Raw genomic sequence first — 19,321 nt, forward strand, 5'->3', positions numbered from 1 at the left:
TTTCGGTGACTTCAATTCTAGTTTTTAGAAAGCGTTATCATTTTTGATGACTTTCTATTTTCCTATAGGATGAATGTGTTTGAATCTTTCGATTAGACTATTGACATATTTTAGAAAACATGTCCGTTGAAATGCGTTTTTCGTGGTGATACCGTGAAAGGGAAATCAAGTGAAAAAGGAGCGTTCATAATGAAAGTAAAAGAAAATTACGTCAATGTCATCCCAATGAAAGAAATCCGATCTACAGATGACCTTCTTTTCCCATTCCCTATCTACAATGAATTACGATCGCAGGGTGATATTCGATACGATGAAACGAGAAAGTGCTGGGATCTCTTTCGATATGCTGATATTCAGTCCGTTCTGAAGCAGCCAAAAGTGTTTTCATCACAGCGAGGAAGAAGTACATCTAAAACGAGTATTTTAACAATGGACCCTCCAAAACATACCAAAATGAGAGCACTCGTCAATAAAGCCTTCACGCCAAAAGCGATCAAACAAATAGAAGAAAAGATCAAAGACTTGACCCATGATCTATTACATCAAGTAAAGGATCAACGGACCTTCGATATTGTGCAAGATCTGGCCGCTCCCCTACCTGTCATGATCATCGCCGAGCTTCTCGGGGCAGAAGTGAAAGACAGAGAGCTGATCAAAAAACATTCAGATGCTCTAGTTGCAGGAGCCAAAGATGATTCAAAAGAAGCTATTCAAGCCGTTGTCGACATGCAAAAACAAGCAGAAAAAGAGCTGTCAGCGTACTTTGCTCATTTGATCCAAAAACGAAAAGAAACGCCAGCCGATGATTTAATCTCCCTACTCATCCAAGCGGAAATTGACGGTGAGCGTTTATCAGAAAATGAACTACTTGGCTTTTGTATACTCTTACTCGTTGCTGGTAATGAAACAACAACGAATTTAATCACAAATGCCGTACGTCTTTTAACAGAGCAGCAGCATATCGCCGAATCAGTGCGGCAAGACCTGTCTCTCATTCCTCAATTGACAGAAGAAACGCTACGCTATTATCCGCCTGTTCAAGCGATTGGGCGAGTTGCAGCAGAGGATGTTCAGATTGCCGGTTCTCACATTGAAAAAGGAGACTATCTTATCAGCTGGGTGGCATCTGCAAATCGTGATGAACGGAAGTTTGACGATCCAGATACGTTTCGTCTTGACAGAAAATCAAATCCACATTTGAGCTTTGGCTTCGGCATCCATTTTTGTCTTGGTGCCCCTCTCGCCCGGCTTGAGGCTCATTTAGCACTTGAGATTTTACTCCGTACGTTTCGGGAAATCACCTGTGCGGCAGATCAGCTGAAACCGATTCAAAGCACGTTTGTGTTTGGGGTCAAAGAATTTCCTGTGCAGGTCACCCGTTTTTAAAAGTCCCTTTCATTAGGGGCTTTTTTTCATATGCTTATCCTTACCTTCCTGGTCTTAACATGCTAAAATAAAATCCATATGTACAGTGATCACGGAATTCGGAAAGGAAGCTAAACGTATGACCGATTACACAGCAATGAAAGACGGAATATTCAAATCAGTTTGTTCGTTAGATTGCCCTGATCAGTGCGGTCTTTTAATCCATAAAGAGAACGGAAAGATCGTTAAAGTTCAAGGAGACCCAGATCATCCAGTCACTCAAGGAAACATTTGCAATAAAGTGCGGAATGTCACAGCTCGTTTATATGATGAAAAACGTCTGACAACGCCATTAAAACGTGTAGGTCAAAAAGGTGACCGGCAGTTTGCACCAATTACGTGGGAAGAAGCGATTGAAACCATTCGTCAAAAATGGACAAAGCTGATCGAAGAAAAAGGACCAGAAAGCATTTTGCCTTACAGCTTCTATGGGAATATGGGGAATCTTAATGCAGAAGGAATGGACCGCCGCTTTTTCTATCGACTTGGCTCAAGTCAGCTAGACCGAACCATTTGTCAGTCAGCCGGAACAACAGGCTATAAATATACAATGGGCGCAAGCATCGGGACAGACCCAGAAGAGACCATTCACACGAAACTATTTATCTTTTGGGGCATCAATGCGGTTTCAACCAATATGCATCAAATCACGTTGGCACAAAAAGCTCGAAAGCAAGGGGCTAAAATTGTCGTCATTGATGTGCACAAAAACCAAACGGGCCGGATGGCAGATTGGTTCATTCCGCTTCGCCCTGGCACTGACAGTGCGCTAGCTCTTGGGATCATGCATGTCCTTTTTAAAGAAGACCGCACAGATGCGTCATTTTTAGAGACTTACACGGTCGGTCACAATGAACTTCGCGAGCATGTGAAGCAGTATGATCCAGAAACGGTTGAACAAATCACGGGTGTCCCGAAAGAAGACATCATCACACTTGCGAGAATGTACGCAGAGACAACGCCGTCTCTCATTCGTATTGGCAACGGGCTACAGCATCACGATAATGGCGGCATGAGTATTCGAACCATCTCCTGTCTCCCTGCCCTCACCGGTCAATGGCTGCACAAAGGCGGCGGTGCGATGAAATCGAACTCTTCTTTTCTTAGTTATAATGAAACCGCTCTTCAGCGACCGGAATTATTAAAGGAACGCGAACCTAGAACATTTAATATGAATCAGCTGGGCAGCGTGCTAACGAACGCAGAACCTTCTATTGATTCTCTTTTTGTCTACTCTTGCAACCCGGCTGTTGTGACACCTGAAGCAAATAAAGTAAGAGACGGTTTAATGCGGCAAGACTTATTTACGGTTGTCCATGACTTGTTCATGACAGAGACAGCCACTTATGCGGATATTGTTCTGCCAGCGACATCTGCCTTTGAAAACGAGGATTTTTATACTTCTTACTGGCATCATTACATTCAAATTCAAGAACCTGTTATTGAACGTTATGGAGAAAGCAAATCAAACACAGAAGTGTTTCGTCTTTTGGCTCATGCGATGGGCTTTGAAGATGAAGCCTTTAAAGACACAGATGCGGAACTAATGGAACAAGCTCTTCATCATCCTGAAAATCCGCACTATGAAAACATCTCATATCAAGCGTTAAAAGAGAAAAAGTGGATCAAAGCAAAACGAGGGCCTTTCAAAGATTTAAAGCTCCCTACCCCAAGCGGGAAAATTGAGCTTTACTCTGAACAAATGAAAAAAGATGGATATCCAGCCCTTCCAACCTATGTACCTTTATTCAAGGAAAGTGATTATCCACTAACGTTTATACCGGGACCAAACCATAATTTTCTTAATTCCACCTTCTCTCTTCATGAGAAGCATCAAAAGCTAGAGAAATTTCCGAAGCTTCATATGAATGAACAAGATGCAAAAGAAAGACAGATTGAAGATGGGGACATGGTTCGTGTGCTGAATCATCGAGGAGAATGCGAGCTGATCGTGTCAGTCGGACAAAATGTGTTATCTGGTGTTGTTGTCAGCCAGGGATTATGGGCAGACCAAAAAGGCAAAAAACATTTGGTGAATGGCCTCACACCTGATCGCTTGGCAGATATGGGCGGCGGTGCGACGTTCTTTTCCGGCAGAGTCGAAGTTGAAAAATTATGATAGAAAAAGCCAGGAGTTTTGCTCCCGGCTCTTTTCTTTGACTTTTTTAGTTGCCAATAAACAGCTGATTGGTCATCACATTTGCACTTCCGCTGCTTTGGTAGCCTTCTACAGTAAATGCCGTTTCATACATTTTCCCCATTGGCATCCCTAAGCTTTCCCATTTTCTAAAATGCGCACTGACGGAGACCGTTCCGCTTGTACGTTTCGTTTGACGTACACTCCAATATTGCTTGAAGGTTGCGATCCCGATAATGGAAGGCTGATTGACACGGGTTGTTTCATAAATGTCATATGTGCCTCCATCAGCATAAAATGATCCTTTATACGCTCCTGTTGGACGATATGTGCCCCATGAATCAACAATGTAGTATTCTGCTAATGGAGATTGTGTCCAGCCATAGACACATAGATAGGAATTCCCGCCTGGGTTAAAACTTGCGTTGTAATTGATGGAGATGTTGCCAAGCTGATGGTGAGTTCTAGTGGAATCAAACTTTTTCCCTTTTCTAAATAAAGCATTTCCGATATTGTTCCAGCCTGCACTAAATGCCCCGCCGTTATTGAGTGTCATCGAGGTGTTTCCATAATCCTTCCATAATTCATAATCGTACCCGCTATGGTTACCCATTTCATTATTCGTAATGGTTCTCGCATGGGCTGGTACAGCCGTCAGTATAAGCGTCAGTCCAATACACATCACAAACAACAGTCTTAATTTTCTCAAATTCATCGTCCATTCCTCTCCTTTTTCATCCTTTTAATTCTGTCATCTCTAAGATGAAATGAATTCATCACCTCCTTTCATGCCCCTACTCACTACTAGATTATCGATACTGTGCTAGACCCGCATGAATGTCTCTTGTGTTTGTATAAATGCTTTGATACAAACGAAAGAGATGATCATATACATCGACATGCTGTTGATTTGGTGTCAATACGGCCGCTTGATGGATAAACTGATCCGCGCACGCCTCAAGTGACTCGTACCAGCCGCATCCAACTGCTGCAAGCATCGCTGCACCTAATGCGGGCCCTTGCTCATTTTCAAGCTGTATCACCTCAGCTTGAAAAATGTCTGCCTGCATTTGAAGCCATGTATGACTTCTCGCACCTCCACCAATAGACACGATGGAATCAATGCTTTTTCCCGCCTGCTTGAATAAAGCGATCGATTCATTTAATGAAAAAGTGATTCCTTCAAGCACAGCTCTAACCATATGCGCTTTTTTATGCCGGCTGTCTAATCCAATGAAGCTTCCACGAATGACTGAATCTGCATGAGGCGTTCTTTCCCCAACTAAATATGGCGTAAATAGCAATCCATTTGCGCCAGGCGCTATATCTTTTGCTCCGGCTAAAAGGTCTTTAAACGAATCATTTGGAGCAAGTAAAGATTTAATCCAATCGAGGCTATAACCTGCTGACAAAGTGACTCCCATTGTATAAAAAGCGTCTTTTTTTGCATGATGGAACAAATGCAAGTTTCCATTCAGCTCTCTGTTATGATTTTCTTCATAGGAAAGAATGACACCTGATGTGCCAATGCTGCATAGTGTGTGACCTGATGATAAAATGCCGGCACCAATGGCACCGCAAGCATTATCCGCTCCACCCGCAAAAACCTTCACCTCTTCTGCCATCCCGGTTTCCTTTGCGATCTGCGGCAAGAGTGTTCCAACCTCCGCCTCCGATGAAACGAGCGGCGGGCAAATACGAATCGGAATATCAAAGGTTTGACAAATCTCCTCACTCCATGCTTGTTCTCCCATATCCAACAGTAACGTACCAGCCGCATCAGAATAGTCCATATGAATAGCGCCGGTTAATCGATATCTGACATAATCTTTTGGAAGTAAAAACAAATGGATTCGTTGATCAATTTCTGGTTCATGTTCCTTTACCCATAACAACTTTGGCAGTGTAAATCCTTCTAACGCCTGATTTTTTGTGATCGCTTGCAGCCTGCCTCCTAGCTTTTCTGTCATGCGCACGCATTGCGGTGTTGTTCTTGTGTCATTCCACAAGATGGCAGGCCTGAGCACCTGAAGGGATTCATCCAATAAAACAAGTCCGTGCATTTGTCCAGAAAAACTGATGCCTTCTACCTGCATTGACTGAACAGGCTTTCTCTCCATAAGTTCTGTCATCGCGGCCATCGTCTGCTCTACCCAGTCTTCAGGATTTTGCTCACAATAACCTGGTTTGCTTTGAATGAGGCGGTAAGATTTAGTCGTCTCGCAGCATACCTTCCCGTTCTCATCTACTAATATCGCTTTAACTCCGCTCGTTCCAAGATCAATTCCCATCACATACTTCATGTGTTCACTCCTTCAAAACATCCGCCTGCTCCATTAATCTTCTAACAAATATTGATTTAATCTGGCTTTCAGCTGTTCCTCTCTGCCAGATTCGTTTCTGATGAGCGGATGTTTCAGTGCATATTCTTCTAATGTATGAAAGTTTGCCTTTCCTTCTGAAATCTCCCGTCCAATTCCTTCAGAAAAACTGCGGTACCGGTGCTTGATCACATCTTCAAACACACGGTCTTCTATGAGTCTATGAGCCACCCGCAGCCCTTTTGCGAATGCATCCATCCCCGCAATATGGGCATACAGAAGATCTTCCAGTTCAAAGGAGGCTCTTCTGACTTTTGCATCAAAATTGAGACCGCCTGTTCCAAGTCCGCCATTTTGCAAAATTTCATACATGGCGAGTGTTGTGGCATATAAATCCGTTGGGAATTCATCAGTGTCCCAGCCTAGAAGGGAGTTTCCTTGGTTGGCATCAACGGAACCGAGCAGTCCATGAATTCTTGCTACACGCAGCTCATGCTCAAACGTATGACCCGCTAATGTCGCATGATTGGCCTCGATATTTAATTTAAAGTGTGTATCCAATCCATATTGTTTTAAAAAGGCGATTGATGTCGCTGCATCCGTATCATATTGATGAGTTGTCGGTTCCTTCGGCTTTGGCTCAATTAAAAATTGACCTGTAAATCCAATTTCTTTTGCATAATCGACCGCCATATGCAAAAAGGTCGCCAAATGGTCAAGCTCTCTTTTCATATCTGTATTCAGCAGTGTGTCGTAACCTTCTCGTCCTCCCCAGAAAACATAATTTTCTGCGCCGAGTTCCTTTGCTGTTTCGATGCCCTTTTTCACTTGTGCAGCTGCATAGGCAAATACATCTGCATGACAGGATGTCGCTGCACCGTGAACAAATCTTGGATGCTTAAACATATTAGCCGTGTTCCATAGAAGCCGAACCCCGCTTTGCTGCATGTAATCTTTCATTCTTTCTATGATGATGTCTAACTGCTGATTGGTCTCTTGAAGCGTGTCGCCCTCTGGTGCAATATCACGGTCATGGAATGAAAAATACGGAACATCCAATAGATCAAAGAGCTGAAAAGCCACTTCCAATCTAGCCTTCGCCAAATCCATTCCACTATAAGAATCCCAGGCCCTTTTCATCGTGCCAGTTCCAAACATGTCTGTTCCATCAGCAGTCAATGTATGCCAATAAGCGACGGAGAATCGCAGGTGATCTTTCATTGATTTTCCGCCAATCATTTCGCTCGGATCATAATATTTAAATGCGAATGGGTTCTTTGAATGTTTTCCTTCATATTGAATGTTGCCAATCCCTTGTAAACGACTTAACGAAGTCATATTTGATTTGACCATAAGTGATTCCCCCTATATATTCACTTAGTAAGTTGATTCAACAAACAAATGAACGAGTTGACCAACTAATCTCTTTGAATTTTCCATATTTTTTAGTTTTTTAGAAATATTTTCGTTATAATAAAGTGAAAAGCATGTTTTATAGAGAATAAACACGACAAAAAATGGCTTTTCTTCACTTAATCTAAAGACGAAACAAATGGAGTGGATACAATGGATATTGCGGATCAGAACTTTGTGAAAAAAATAAATCAAAAGCTATTGCTAAACGAAATTCTTCACCATGCACCAATTTCCAGAGCAAAATTATCTGAACGCACTGGGTTAAATAAATCGACCGTTTCTTCTCAAGTGAGTACATTAATGAAAGAACATCTTGTTTATGAAATCGGTCAAGGCGAATCTAGCGGCGGAAGAAGACCCGTGCTCCTCATGTTTAATAAACGTGCAGGTTACTCTATCGGCATTGATGTCGGTGTTGATTATGTCAACGGCATTTTAACAGACCTTGAAGGGTCGATTATTCATAATGAGCAGCTCAAGCTCCCATCCAGCACACCTGATGTGACCGTCCGTATTTTAATTGAATTGATTCAGCAGTTACGTTCACACATTCCTTCTTCTCCATACGGGCTGATTGGTATAGGGATTTGTATACCTGGTCTGGTCGATGCAGATGAACAAATTGTGTTTACGCCTCATTCAAAATGGAAAAATGTCGATCTGAAAACAAGTCTCCAAGACACATTCCAAGTACCGGTTTTTATCGAGAATGAAGCAAATGCCGGTGCGTACGGTGAAAAAATCTTCGGTGCTGCTAAACATTATGACCATCTGATCTATGCAAGTATCGGCACTGGTATTGGAATAGGCATCATTATCAATCATCATTTATATAGAGGTACAAACGGTTTTTCTGGTGAAATGGGACATATGACGATCGACTTTAATGGACCGACATGTAGCTGCGGAAATCGTGGTTGCTGGGAACTGTATGCATCTGAGAAAGCACTGTTCCAATCGCTCCAAACAGATGGTCAGCCATTCACCTATCAAGATATTGAGCGGCTGGCGAAGTTAAATGATATGAAAACACTCAATGCCTTGCGTAACTTTGGCTTTTACATTGGGGTAGGTCTCACAAACGTTCTGCATACCTTCAACCCACAAGCCGTTATTTTACGAAACAAGGTCATTGAATCTGAGCAGGCCGTTCTAAGTGTCATTCAAGATGAAGTATCCTCTAGAATGGATGCACAATTCAGCTCACGGGTGGAGCTGCTCCCTTCGTCATTAGGACAAAACGCACCAGCCTTAGGGATGACATCTCTTGTCACTGAAGCTTTTTTGCGTGATGTCACGCCTTCACCATAATGGAATACATGTTAAAGAGAGACAGCCTTTAGAGTGTTGTCTTTTTTTATTCAGTTGTTTCTTCGTATCGAAAATACTTAAAATCGGCAGGCAGACGTTCACCGCTTGTGTCTTGGCACTGCATTCCAACAAAAGCCCCTGTAAAGAACCCCCCTCCTCGAATAAAATCATCTGACAAATGGGTCGATTCAAGCGGTACATCTATTTTTTCCCACTCTTGTTGATCAAAAGAATAAGAATACGTGTACGTCTCTCTCTGAACGGTCACTTTTAAATACACATACGGAATCTCGTCTGGGATGATGATTTTTTTAATTAGCGGCTGAGAAAAGGCCAGGTTTTCACACACAGATAACTCAAGGATACGGCCAAGCGCATCGTCATAAGTTACCTGAAGTGCAGTCCAATTTTCCGTATTATAATAATTCACAAGACCTGCCGCTTGCTGAAAGTTTTTCGGAAAGAAGGAAACCGCTGTCTCTGCTTCAAAATAAAAGCTTTGCCAGCGCCTCGCAACAAACGCTTGGGTAAATTTAGACGTTAAAGATTCCTGCCCATACAGCCTTAAATGATGAGGATTTTCCGTCACTGAACCAATCTGATCCGTAAATGGGATTCTTAATGTTTGGAAATGTCTATTTAACGATGAATCTTTAAATTCATCGACTATGTGATAGGTTGGAGAGAACTCTTTTACGCTCATCGCAGGCGCTTCAACCTCTAGGAGCCCCTCTTTTCCGCCTACCACATACGGCCAGCCATCTTTCCATTCAAGCTTTTGTATGGCTGTCTCTCTTCCTAAAGGGCACCAGCCTCTTTGCTGAAAAATGGATTCCTTACTTGAATGAATTGGACGGCCAGTCAGATGAGCCAAATACCATTCATTTGTATGCGTTTGTACAATGGAAGCATGCCCGCATTTTTGTAGTGGATGGCTAGGCGCATGAAAAGCCGTTAAAATTGGGTTGTCAGGATGAACCTCGTACGGCCCATCAATACGCGAGGAACGGGCGATTGTGGCTGCATGTTCGTAACGTGTTCCCCCTTCAGCTGTTAATAAATAATAGACATCATTGATGTAATAAAGATGCGGGGCTTCTGTCAGTTTGATTGGTGTGCCTTTAAAAATGACCTTCCGCTCACCGACCAGTTTTTTTTCAGATACACTGTATTCCTGTAAGGCTATACCTGCAAAGGAGTGATGTTTTTCTCGATGGTCCCACAGCATATTCAACACGTATTTCTTTCCGCTTGGATCATGGAACAAGGAAGGATCAAACCCAGAACTATTGAGTCGAACCGGATCGCTCCACTCGCCATCTACTGCATCAGCTGTGACCAAATAATTATGACCATCCTTAAACGGACCATCTACTACTTTAATATCTGAATAGATGAGCCAAAACTGACCATCCGCATAACTTAAACACGGTGCCCAAATCCCGCCGGAATCTGGATTTCCTTTCATATCGAGTTGAGAAATTTTTTGCAAGGGACGCGCGGCGAGCCGCCAGTGGACGAGATCCTTCGAGTGATAAATTTGCACCCCCGGGAACCATTCAAATGTAGAAACCGCCATGTAATAGTCCTCTCCCGTACGGCAAATACTTGGATCGGGGTTAAACCCTTTGAGCACTGGATTAGAAATCTTCATTGAACTTCCTCCTCTTTCAGAGAGCTACATTTTAAAGTCGTCCATATGATCGATATACACCTTGTCTCTATTCTCAAGCTCTCGTATGACTTTTTTATGTTTTTCTTCATCTAGGTTATAAAAATTAATATCAACCATCGCTAAAATGAGTAAGCATACAGGAATCACCGTTGTCGTGATTAAAATGCCCAGTAAAGCTTCTGGTGTTTGCACTTGATTTGCAATATAACCAAATCGGTCAAGGACAAGCCCTGGAACGATGCCGCCTAAGGCCATCCCAAATTTAAAAAAGAAGCCAATCACTGCGTAAATCAGTCCACCCATTCTTTTCCCTGTTTTATATTCGCCATATTCAACGGTTTCAGGAATGAGTGCCCACATGTAAGCACCTGCTGTAATACTCCCTGCAGCCGCAACGAGCCTGAAAATAAGTATTAAAGTGATTTGACTCGGCGGGATCACAAGTAATGCAAGAAGGCCTACAATATTCAGCAATAATGAATAATTCAGCAGCTTTTTCTTTCCTAACAACTTGTGTAGCTTAGGAATAAACGGCAACACCATTAAAGCTGGCAGACTGCCAATCAGGCCGTACCACTTCACTAAATCTTCTCTGCCGAGGTTATACGTCACATAATAGATCCCGACTGAGTTGCTGATCGAGTTCACACCAAAGATAATGATAAAGAAAATGCTTAACACAACAAGCGGACGATTCACTCGTAACTGGACAAAGAGATCACTGAACTTGATCTTTTCCTCTGGCTTTTGAAGCGTGACGCGCTCATTCGTACTTTTAAAACAGAAAATCAGTAATCCGCCCCCAAGTACACCGAGAAATGCCATTGTGATCTGCCAGCCAAGTGCTGTATTTCCTGTCGTATCACTCAAAAACGTCGCAAGAAACGGAACAAAAAAAGCAACAACTAAACCACCGAGATTTGCAAAAAGCATACGAACAGACGTAATACTGACGACCTCTTGGTTATTTCTTGTCATTGCGGAAGTTAAAGCACCATAAGGAACATTGATGAACGTGTATGTAAGCGATAAACCAACATACGTGATGTACGCATAAATGAGTTTTCCCATTTCGGAAAAATCCGGTGTCGTAAAACAAAGAATGGCAAGAACGGCAAAAGGTAACGCACCAAATAACAAATAAGGTCTAAACCGGCCAAAACGGCTGTTCGTTCGGTCAACCATCGCCCCAATAAACGGATCTGCAAGCGCATCGATGGCCCGAACCACCAAAAACATCGTCCCTGCTGCTGCTGCTGATAATCCATAGACATCCGTATAAAAAAATAATAGATACGTAGAGACAGTTGCATAAATTAAATTACATGCGAAATCTCCTGAAGCATACCCCACTTTTTCAGACATACGAATCTTCTTTAAATTCTCACTCACCATGAGTTTTCTCCCTTCTTCACTTAGCCTCTTCTAACGGACAGATGGTGCAGGGCAGCAGCAATCAATAGGTCAAAAATAAAGCGCTTTCAATTCGTTGTAAAAATGAAGCTGAACATCTCTTTCTTTCAGCTTAGCCCACATAGCAGCAAATCATTCGCTTTAAACAATAGATCAATAGATGATCGCCATCTTAGTTTATCGATTAAACAAACTAAGATGAATTCATTTTATAAAATATGATCTGACTTTTCAATATTTTTTGAAAAAATAATCCAAATAATTGATTTCTTGTCATTTTTTCTATGATATGAGGATATGAATCTCTTTTTATCTTCCAAAATCAAAGAGAACTCAAATAATGGTTGCATTCATACCAATCCCATGCTATATTAATCAAGCGATGAGCTGAATTGTGTAAGTCGGGTAACACGTCTCTTTGAGACACACACGAATGTGGCGTGTGGTTATTCCGCCTCAATACGCAAAAGACATCTTCTGATGAAGATGTCTTTTTTCTTACCCTATTTTGGTGCCATTTTCAACCGGCTCATCAGTGGCAAGCAGGACAACGTCTTCTTTTGACGGCATGCCTCCTAAGACAAGTACCTCTGATTTAAACCCGGCAATTCTTCTTGGCGGGAAATTGACCACTGCAATAATTTGTTTCCCAGTGAGATTCTCAGCCTGATATCGTTTTGTCAGCTGTGCACTAGATTGTTTTATGCCAATCTCATCCCCAAAGTCAATCTTCAGCTTGAAAGCAGGCACTCTCGCTTCTGCAAAGAACTCTGCTTCTACTATCGTCCCAACACGAATGTCTAACGCTAAAAACTGTTCAATATCTGCCATTAGAATCTCTCTCCCTTTCAATCTTTCATAAAAAAGGTCACATTTTTCTTCTGCTAGATGACCACTTGTCTTCCACTAATTTCTTAATTGTAGCACACCCTACTCTTCTAAAAGAAAGGGTTAAAAAGCCTATTGATTGAAATTTTTTAGTTTACATAATCATTTTATAGTAGTCTATTAAATGTTTGCATCATGAAAATGAATTCGGTAAAATGGCAAATAATCCTACTGCTTCCTCTCGAATATTTCAGGGAGGGTTAACACTTGTTTACATTATCAGATATGTGGACGTTTTGCTGGTCGTTTTTCGTCATTCTTCCTATCGTTGCCATCTTGCATCAGCTGGGCCATATTGTAGTCGCCTGGCTGTTTGGAGCAAAGGTTTCGTTTGCGCTTGGCCGAGGCAAAAAAGTATTGAAAATAGGCGTCGTTGAAATTAGAAGAATCTATTTTCTTGATGCATTTTGCCACTATGAAGAAATGAGGAGAAATAACCGTTTCTCACACATTCTTGTCTACTTAGGCGGATCATTATGCAACCTGCTCAGTGTTCTTATATTGAACACAATGATCGCCAACGATTTCCTGCCAGAACATCAATTTTTCTATCAATTTGCTTACTTCTCAGTCTACTATGTATTTTTTGCTTTACTTCCAGTACAGTATGCAGATCATCATCCGAGTGATGGGCAAGCGATTGTGAACATCATTCGTCACGGTGAACCATGCGACATCATTGACTAAGATGAGTGGCTTTCACTGTCGATTTGATACTGAATCGTTAAAAAAGGAATACCGAATAGCTTCATTTGATGAATCGCTGTGAGACTTTTTTCCGTCTCTGCTTTCATATGAAAGCTTTCTTCCATTGGCAGTTTCATGGTGATGAAAGACGTATGCAAATACAATCCTTCATCACCCGTACTGCCTTTTGGACTTTTACTTTTTAATAGAAAATCTTCCTTTTCATTCAAAGGTTTTAAAATAGCCGTAAGCTGTGAAAAAGGAAGCGGCAAAGCAATATTCATATAGACTGTCTCTTCATCATGGTGCTGAGCATAGAGCGCATAAAAGACTTGCTCGCCTTTCTCATTGCGCCTGACCCACACACGTACATTCTCCCTTTCTTCAAGAGGATGTTGAAATCTTGAAAGACTCCCCGACATTTCATATGGCATTCGTGATGACCCTAAATAGAGCTGTCCTATTTGTCTAAAAACAGGCTGAAGCAAAAAGACAAACGGCCTTACCCACCAATGAAAACAGACGGCTGCTTTTAACGTAAAGGACATCGGGTCTTCATAAAATCTGCGAATAACAGGTGACACACTCTCTGCTGAAAATGCCTTTCCATTTAATTGGTCAAGAGAATCGACTAAACCAATCTTCTCATCATGCTGCAAGTGGTCATGTTGAAAAGACATGATCTGAAAACGACCGTGAACTCTCGATACCGGAAAATCCTTCTGTTTCAATCGATCAGCTGGTCTTTCAATCAACCATCCAATGAGGCCTGGTAAAATAACCAAACTTGCATTGATACTGCCATGAAACCAAATCATTTGATCCATGCTGATGTAGGTAACATGTAAAAGCATTCCGGTAGAATAAAGGAATGATAGGACGATGGTTCCCATTAACATGATGCTAGAAAACACAACGAACCCTTTTGCGACAGTTGAACGAAAAGAAGTTGTCATACATAAAATTCCATACAAATAAAGTGCGATCACATAAAGAACGACGCTGAACGTATCAAACAGGCGAGAATAGCTGATTCCCACAGCAATCATCACTGGCGACAATAAAATAACCCAGCCACCCACTTTGTATAGCGTCGTCTCTTTTTTCCGCTGCCTTCCTAATAAGCCATAAAAGATTGGGATAAAAAAAGCCGAATAATGAAAATGAATAGCGGTCAAAAGAACAATCATCGGTGAAAATGTCATCACTTGTATATCTGCTATGTACAGCCAGAACCAAAGCCCACCTAGAGCGATATACATACATGCGCCATCGATCATCAGCTCATGAAGCGGATGGGCTCCTCTTTTCAGCAAACGGGTGAAACCAAATAAAGCCAGAATCATTGTAAAGAAAAGCCATCCCAATGCAAGCCAAAGAGAATGATAAATGAATGCGCCTGTTGCACATAGAGCTGCTACTGGAAAGGCTTTCATTATGAAGCCGATCAGCCCCTTCTGCTGCCGTTTCTTCTCTTCCTGATAAAAAAAGTGTAAGAAAGCGGGAAGAAAAAATAAAATCGCAATCAAAACAAAAAATTCTGGTATGGGAGCTGTCGTCAAACGTGTAAGGAGAAAGCAAGCCATCAACACGATGCTACACATCAAATGCCATTTATTCATGAGATGACACCCTTTCCGTAAACCGGCCCTTATACGTAAAAAGAGTGCCAAAAAGGCGATTTTTCACTTGAACATCAATCGTATACTCACCTGCACGCTCATCGTACCCTTCTGTTACATCAGATTCACCATAAAGCCAAGAAGGGAGCGGCCACTCCCGCCCAAACAGCAAAAACTTTTGCTTACCTGATTGAATGTGCAAGAATCCTTTTTCCGTGACTGTAAAATGAAGCTCTGACACAAGAAGCCTAGGTTTTCCAAAGTAGTCTAGTACTTGATGGCTCTTCTGATCAATGATCATATCTGCATCAAAATGTCTTTCCTTGTCAGGAAAATAGAACGTTCGAAACCAGTGCATCCCTTCTTCTCCCTTACTTGTCGTAAAAGGCTTGTTCACAATTTGGAAGGGAATATTTCGCCCTCTTTCAGGAAAAAAACAGCGAAACAATGGACCGACTTTGAATAACAATCGGATGAGCTTTGTCCCGCCTCCTATTTCCTCCATGATGCCTTCGGCCGTAAACGCGCGGTTATAACGTTCTTTTAATGCTGGATGCAGCTTATCGTAGTCCTTTACTTGATGATGATGAACGACCATGTCTACCTCCCCTTTTTCGTTTGATCGAAAACACATCTACACAATCTTTTAAATTAATCATTCCTGCAACGGATAAAATGAAAAATGCACTCAGCACCAGCGGCTCGTGCAGAGTCGTTTCTGGCGATAAAATCCCTATACCAAGCACCAGCAGCAGAAAAATGCTTTGAAGGATAAATATATATTTTTTTGGCAGTTTAGGCATGAGCCATGATACACCTAATAGCGCATAAAACAATCGAAATCCGGTGCTATGATCAAAAGCAGAAGGTGAAAAAGGAATGATCGCTTGACATAACCAGACGATGGCAAACAACAAACAAATGCCATAATGGGCAAGTGTTCTCTCTAGCAGCAAACGGGGATGCGTTCCCTTTTCAAGCCACGTCTTTAATGCGCCAAAGCTAAAGGCAGTCATAAACCCCATCATTGGCCGAAAAAAGAACCGGTCTGCCCATTTCCACCCTTTTCCTTCCTTTGTTTCATAATCAAATTGCGTTTGAAACACAATGTGATCATTCGTTTTCATGTATTTCCAATACCCTCCGCCTTCTTTGATGAAAGACAAAGGGTGTGATGATTTAAATTGAAGTGAGGATGCTCTTTCATGACGCTCATCCTTCACGCTCGTTCGATACGCTCCTGTCCCAGTTACACTAATGCCAAATCCAAGGTGTTTCTCATACAAAAAGGATTGGGGCTGTTCATCACTAGGTCCATTTAATGAAATGGTCGAAAATCGCAAATCCCATTGTTCATGAAGCTTTGGATTTTGCGTATACTCCCATACTTTTTCAATAGGTGCTTGAATGGTTGTTTCCACATAAACAGGCTTTCTTTTCATCTGCCTCTACTCCTCTATGTGAATTATTTCACATAATAAGCATACCATGTTTCACAAAACTGTCAAATCTTTATTGGTTTTTGCCCAAAAAATGTTTTGATTCGTTTACATCTCCTTCATCATATCAGTTCGATACATAAAAAAGACCTGTCAATGAGACAGATCTTCTTGCTCTTTGATGCCTGCAATATAAAGACGGACCGCATAGCTCACACTATCTTCAAGCTGTTCTTTCCGTTGAAATCCTTTTTTGTTTGAAATATCTCCAAAGCCGTGCAGTAAGCTTCTGAGACCTCTGACGACATGCGTCATGTCCTCTTCTTTTACACCAAAACGAGACATGATGGATTGGACAAAATCAGCAAGATTCTCTGCAGCCACACTGACTTCTTTTTCATTCATATGTGAAAAAGCAGCCTCATAAAGACCGGGATGCTGACGAACAAATTGAACATATTGTCTTGCAAATGCTAAAACAGCGTCTTCTTTTTCCAGCCCCACTGTTACTTGTTTGCCGGCCTCACAAAGCATTGTCAGCCCCTTGACAGCAAGAGCTGCCTGTATTTCATGAAGACCAGATATATGGTTGTAAAGAGATGGTGGTCTGATGTTAAGCCGTTTGGACAATGTAGCAATGGTCAAAGCGGAAAAGCCCTCCTCATCGACAAATTCGATGGCAGATTCAACAATTTTTTCTTGTGTGATACCCATTCTTGGAGACATGGCTTACTGTCCTCCCTTTTGTAGCTGATGCTTCCTTTTTTCGATAGCGGCTCTGAGCTTTGCCTCAGGCTCTATGATGAGATCACCATGTCCTGCTGCGAGACAAGACAAGCGAAGTGCCAGTAATTTTTCAGCGCTTTTTAGTGCTGTTTCTGCATCCCAAGTGGCAAAAGCCGGGAATGGGAAGGTCAAGCGAAACTCACCCGTTACAAATAAACCGCCTTTTGTCACAACTGCATCACCCGCAATGACAACCCCTGACTTTTCATCGTATAAAGAGATGCTTCCTGGTGTATGTCCTGGTGTGGCAATGACTTTAAGTGACCCAATCTCGTCCCCTTCTTCAACAAGCACGTCTGGTTTTGTGAGAATGTCTTTTGAAAAACTGCCTTTGACTTTTTTCTCTGGTTCACCAGGAAGTAAAGAGAAATCGCCAGCAAACAGGCGAGCATCTCGTTTCGATAAATAAACAACTGCCTCTGGAAAAGCCTTTTTCACTTCATCTAGTGCGCCAATATGATCCATATGACTATGAGTCAGAATAATTTTGTTAATGGGTTTGTTTAATTGATGTGCAAATTCAATGATCGAGCTTGCTGCCATTTTCAAAGCTGCATCAATTAAGATGAGTTCATTCTCTTCCTCAAATACATAACAATTTACCGGAAAAATACGTGGCATGAGTGTAAGCTGGTGCAAACGGTCAAATGTTGTCACTCTCATCTTGTTTTCCCCCTAAAACTAATGTCGTTAGTTTTATATTAACTAATACCATTAGTTTTAGCAACTATTTTTTCATCGACTGCTATATAAATATCAATTTGTGCTTCTTTTGGATCAATCGATCGTTCGTCGTACCATTCAAAATCGCCAGTATATGTTCGCAAGTGACGCTGATCCCAGCTCCAAATCTGCTGCCATGTTTCAAACACAACCTCTTCAATCGGGCCCTTTCTCGTTTGAAATCTTGCGTAGGTGGAGCCTGGAATCTCTTTTGCATCTTGTGCTAGCTGCTGGTCAACCAATTGCCCCGCTGTGAACAAATAAGCGCCATTTTCATCCTTTTCATAATCTGAATACAGCCCTATGACTGGCGCATGGCCCCCGTCGAGCTGCTGCGTGAAAAATTGCTGCCAAAGCGGTGCAATCTTCCGCTCGTTTGTTTGCTCCATTTCATTTGTTGTTCGAACAGATAATCCCTTGATCCATTGTTTCTGTAAAATCACGATATCGTACATACATTCTCATCTCCTTTTTTTCCATCATATAAAAAGAAACCTGACAACATTGTGTCAAGTTCCTTTTGGTTTTTGAAATTGTTTCAACTTGAGATCAAATGCTTCCCGAACGGATAGCGGAGAGACAATCTCGACATCTGGCCCTAAATAAAAAAGAAAGCTATATAACCAATCATCCTGAGGCAACGTGATTGTGGCAAGATACGTACCATCTGCACATACGGTGAATTCATTTTCATCTATCCATTCCTTCACTTTACCAACAGAATCTTGAGTCAACCTGAGCGTTAGTGTACTGACGGAAGGTTCTTCATGCCAAGAATCATTCCAAGGCTTGTCTTCATTTTTTATTCGTTTAGGAAGAAAAGATACTGAATGCGTGATAAGGTCTGACATTCTTTTGAGTTTAAACAGACGAAACGCTTTTTTCACGCAGCAATACGCATACAAATACCAGTGTCTTCCTTTTAAGACAAGTGTATAAGGCTCTACTTTTCTAGGAAGTGTTTCGCCTTTTGCATTGCGATAGGTGAACTGGATATATTGATGCGCTGAGGCAGCGGTATGAATGAGCTGGAGCTTCTTTTCTAAGTAGCTGTCTTTCCCCCAAGAGCTTAAATCAATAAAGACATGTTGCTGTTTCTCATTTTGAGGCGGGATCAGGGATTTCATTTTCTTTAGTACATGTTCACTTTCTTTAAAGGTGTATGCACTCGTAATGCTTTCAAGAGCTGTTAAAATCAGTTCAATATCATCATCGGTGAATAATTTTTTCTCTAGACGATAGTCGTCAACGAGTGAAATTCCACCCCCTGCGCCTTGTTTTGTGACAACTGGAATCCCCGCTTGATTAATCGTATCAATGTCACGGTATATGGTTCTTACGCTCACTTCATGTAGTTCAGCGAGGTCTTTCGCCTGTACTTGCCGTTTGCTAATCAGTATCATCACAATGGACAAAATGCGATCGATTTTCATGACTTTTCCTCTTTTTCAGAAATATAGGTTTTGATTTGATAAAAA

The 19,321-nt window shown here is 41.7% G+C and carries 17 protein-coding genes; 4 read left to right on the plus strand and 13 right to left on the minus strand.

Annotated elements, in window-relative coordinates; genetic code table 11:
* The first annotated feature begins 189 nt into the window (after nucleotides 1-189).
* Both LCD32_RS09020 and LCD32_RS09025 read left to right on the plus strand, forming a co-directional pair.
* Nucleotides 190-1,386: a cytochrome P450 gene (locus LCD32_RS09020; protein ID WP_224563611.1), complete on the plus strand. Its 1,197-nt coding sequence runs from the start codon at nucleotides 190-192 to the stop codon at nucleotides 1,384-1,386.
* Nucleotides 1,387-1,504: 118 nt separating this feature from the next.
* The gene (locus tag LCD32_RS09025; protein ID WP_017367422.1) at nucleotides 1,505-3,544 is read left to right on the plus strand and encodes a molybdopterin oxidoreductase family protein; all 2,040 of its coding nucleotides are present in this window, start codon (nucleotides 1,505-1,507) and stop codon (nucleotides 3,542-3,544) included.
* Between the two features lie 46 nt (nucleotides 3,545-3,590).
* Here LCD32_RS09025 and LCD32_RS09030 read toward each other — a convergent pair whose 3' ends face one another.
* The 3 genes from LCD32_RS09030 to xylA form a co-directional block, all read right to left on the minus strand.
* A complete protein-coding gene (locus LCD32_RS09030; protein ID WP_007500674.1) occupies nucleotides 3,591-4,277 on the minus strand; it encodes a glycoside hydrolase family 11 protein in 687 nt (228 codons plus the stop codon).
* Between the two features lie 94 nt (nucleotides 4,278-4,371).
* Entirely contained in the window at nucleotides 4,372-5,865 is a 1,494-nt protein-coding gene (xylB, locus tag LCD32_RS09035; protein ID WP_224563614.1) for a xylulokinase, read from the minus strand.
* A gap of 33 nt (nucleotides 5,866-5,898) precedes the next feature.
* Nucleotides 5,899-7,236, minus strand: a complete 1,338-nt coding sequence (gene xylA, locus LCD32_RS09040; protein ID WP_202734395.1) for a xylose isomerase — start codon at nucleotides 7,234-7,236, stop codon at nucleotides 5,899-5,901.
* Between the two features lie 213 nt (nucleotides 7,237-7,449).
* Between xylA and LCD32_RS09045 the strand changes: the two genes are divergently transcribed.
* Nucleotides 7,450-8,610: an ROK family transcriptional regulator gene (locus LCD32_RS09045; RefSeq protein ID WP_047946553.1), complete on the plus strand. Its 1,161-nt coding sequence runs from the start codon at nucleotides 7,450-7,452 to the stop codon at nucleotides 8,608-8,610.
* A 46-nt stretch (nucleotides 8,611-8,656) separates the two neighbouring features.
* On the opposite strand, the gene LCD32_RS09050 is transcribed toward LCD32_RS09045, so the two are convergent.
* The 3 genes from LCD32_RS09050 to csaA form a co-directional block, all read right to left on the minus strand.
* On the minus strand, nucleotides 8,657-10,264 hold the full coding sequence (locus LCD32_RS09050; protein ID WP_224563617.1) for a glycoside hydrolase family 43 protein: 1,608 nt from the start codon (nucleotides 10,262-10,264) through the stop codon (nucleotides 8,657-8,659).
* 24 nt (nucleotides 10,265-10,288) lie between these two features.
* Nucleotides 10,289-11,680: an MFS transporter gene (locus LCD32_RS09055; protein ID WP_007500679.1), complete on the minus strand. Its 1,392-nt coding sequence runs from the start codon at nucleotides 11,678-11,680 to the stop codon at nucleotides 10,289-10,291.
* Nucleotides 11,681-12,196: 516 nt separating this feature from the next.
* Nucleotides 12,197-12,529, minus strand: coding sequence for a chaperone CsaA (gene csaA / locus LCD32_RS09060; protein WP_017367427.1), 333 nt, complete (start codon nucleotides 12,527-12,529; stop codon nucleotides 12,197-12,199).
* A 264-nt stretch (nucleotides 12,530-12,793) separates the two neighbouring features.
* Here csaA and LCD32_RS09065 point away from each other — a divergent pair, with 264 nt between their 5' ends.
* A complete protein-coding gene (locus LCD32_RS09065) occupies nucleotides 12,794-13,273 on the plus strand; it encodes a hypothetical protein (RefSeq protein ID WP_007500681.1) in 480 nt (159 codons plus the stop codon).
* Here LCD32_RS09065 and LCD32_RS09070 read toward each other — a convergent pair.
* The 7 genes from LCD32_RS09070 to LCD32_RS09100 all read right to left on the minus strand — a co-directional run bounded on the left by LCD32_RS09070 (nucleotide 13,270) and on the right by LCD32_RS09100 (nucleotide 19,276).
* Nucleotides 13,270-14,895, minus strand: a complete 1,626-nt coding sequence (locus LCD32_RS09070) for a YndJ family protein (RefSeq protein ID WP_224563620.1) — start codon at nucleotides 14,893-14,895, stop codon at nucleotides 13,270-13,272. The genes LCD32_RS09065 and LCD32_RS09070 overlap by 4 nt on opposite strands.
* Complete coding sequence (locus tag LCD32_RS09075) at nucleotides 14,888-15,493, minus strand: DUF4166 domain-containing protein (protein ID WP_017359476.1); 606 nt, start codon at nucleotides 15,491-15,493, stop codon at nucleotides 14,888-14,890. Before LCD32_RS09075 ends, LCD32_RS09070 begins: the two co-directional genes overlap by 8 nt.
* Complete coding sequence (locus LCD32_RS09080) at nucleotides 15,456-16,337, minus strand: hypothetical protein (protein ID WP_224563623.1); 882 nt, start codon at nucleotides 16,335-16,337, stop codon at nucleotides 15,456-15,458. Before LCD32_RS09080 ends, LCD32_RS09075 begins: the two co-directional genes overlap by 38 nt.
* A 150-nt stretch (nucleotides 16,338-16,487) precedes the next feature.
* Nucleotides 16,488-17,060, minus strand: a complete 573-nt coding sequence (locus LCD32_RS09085; RefSeq protein WP_050827299.1) for a TetR/AcrR family transcriptional regulator — start codon at nucleotides 17,058-17,060, stop codon at nucleotides 16,488-16,490.
* A 3-nt stretch (nucleotides 17,061-17,063) separates the two neighbouring features.
* Nucleotides 17,064-17,783: an MBL fold metallo-hydrolase gene (locus LCD32_RS09090; RefSeq protein ID WP_224563625.1), complete on the minus strand. Its 720-nt coding sequence runs from the start codon at nucleotides 17,781-17,783 to the stop codon at nucleotides 17,064-17,066.
* Nucleotides 17,784-17,821: 38 nt separating this feature from the next.
* Nucleotides 17,822-18,298 carry a GyrI-like domain-containing protein gene (locus tag LCD32_RS09095; protein ID WP_035703240.1) on the minus strand — a complete coding sequence of 159 codons (477 nt, stop codon included), beginning with the start codon at nucleotides 18,296-18,298 and terminating at the stop codon, nucleotides 17,822-17,824.
* 54 nt (nucleotides 18,299-18,352) lie between these two features.
* Nucleotides 18,353-19,276, minus strand: coding sequence for a helix-turn-helix transcriptional regulator (locus LCD32_RS09100; protein ID WP_046343770.1), 924 nt, complete (start codon nucleotides 19,274-19,276; stop codon nucleotides 18,353-18,355).
* Nucleotides 19,277-19,321: the final 45 nt, after the last annotated feature.

The organism is Bacillus sp. RSS_NA_20 (assembly GCF_020165915.1).
In the GTDB taxonomy this organism is placed as follows: Bacteria; Bacillota; Bacilli; order Bacillales; family Bacillaceae; genus Bacillus; species Bacillus altitudinis.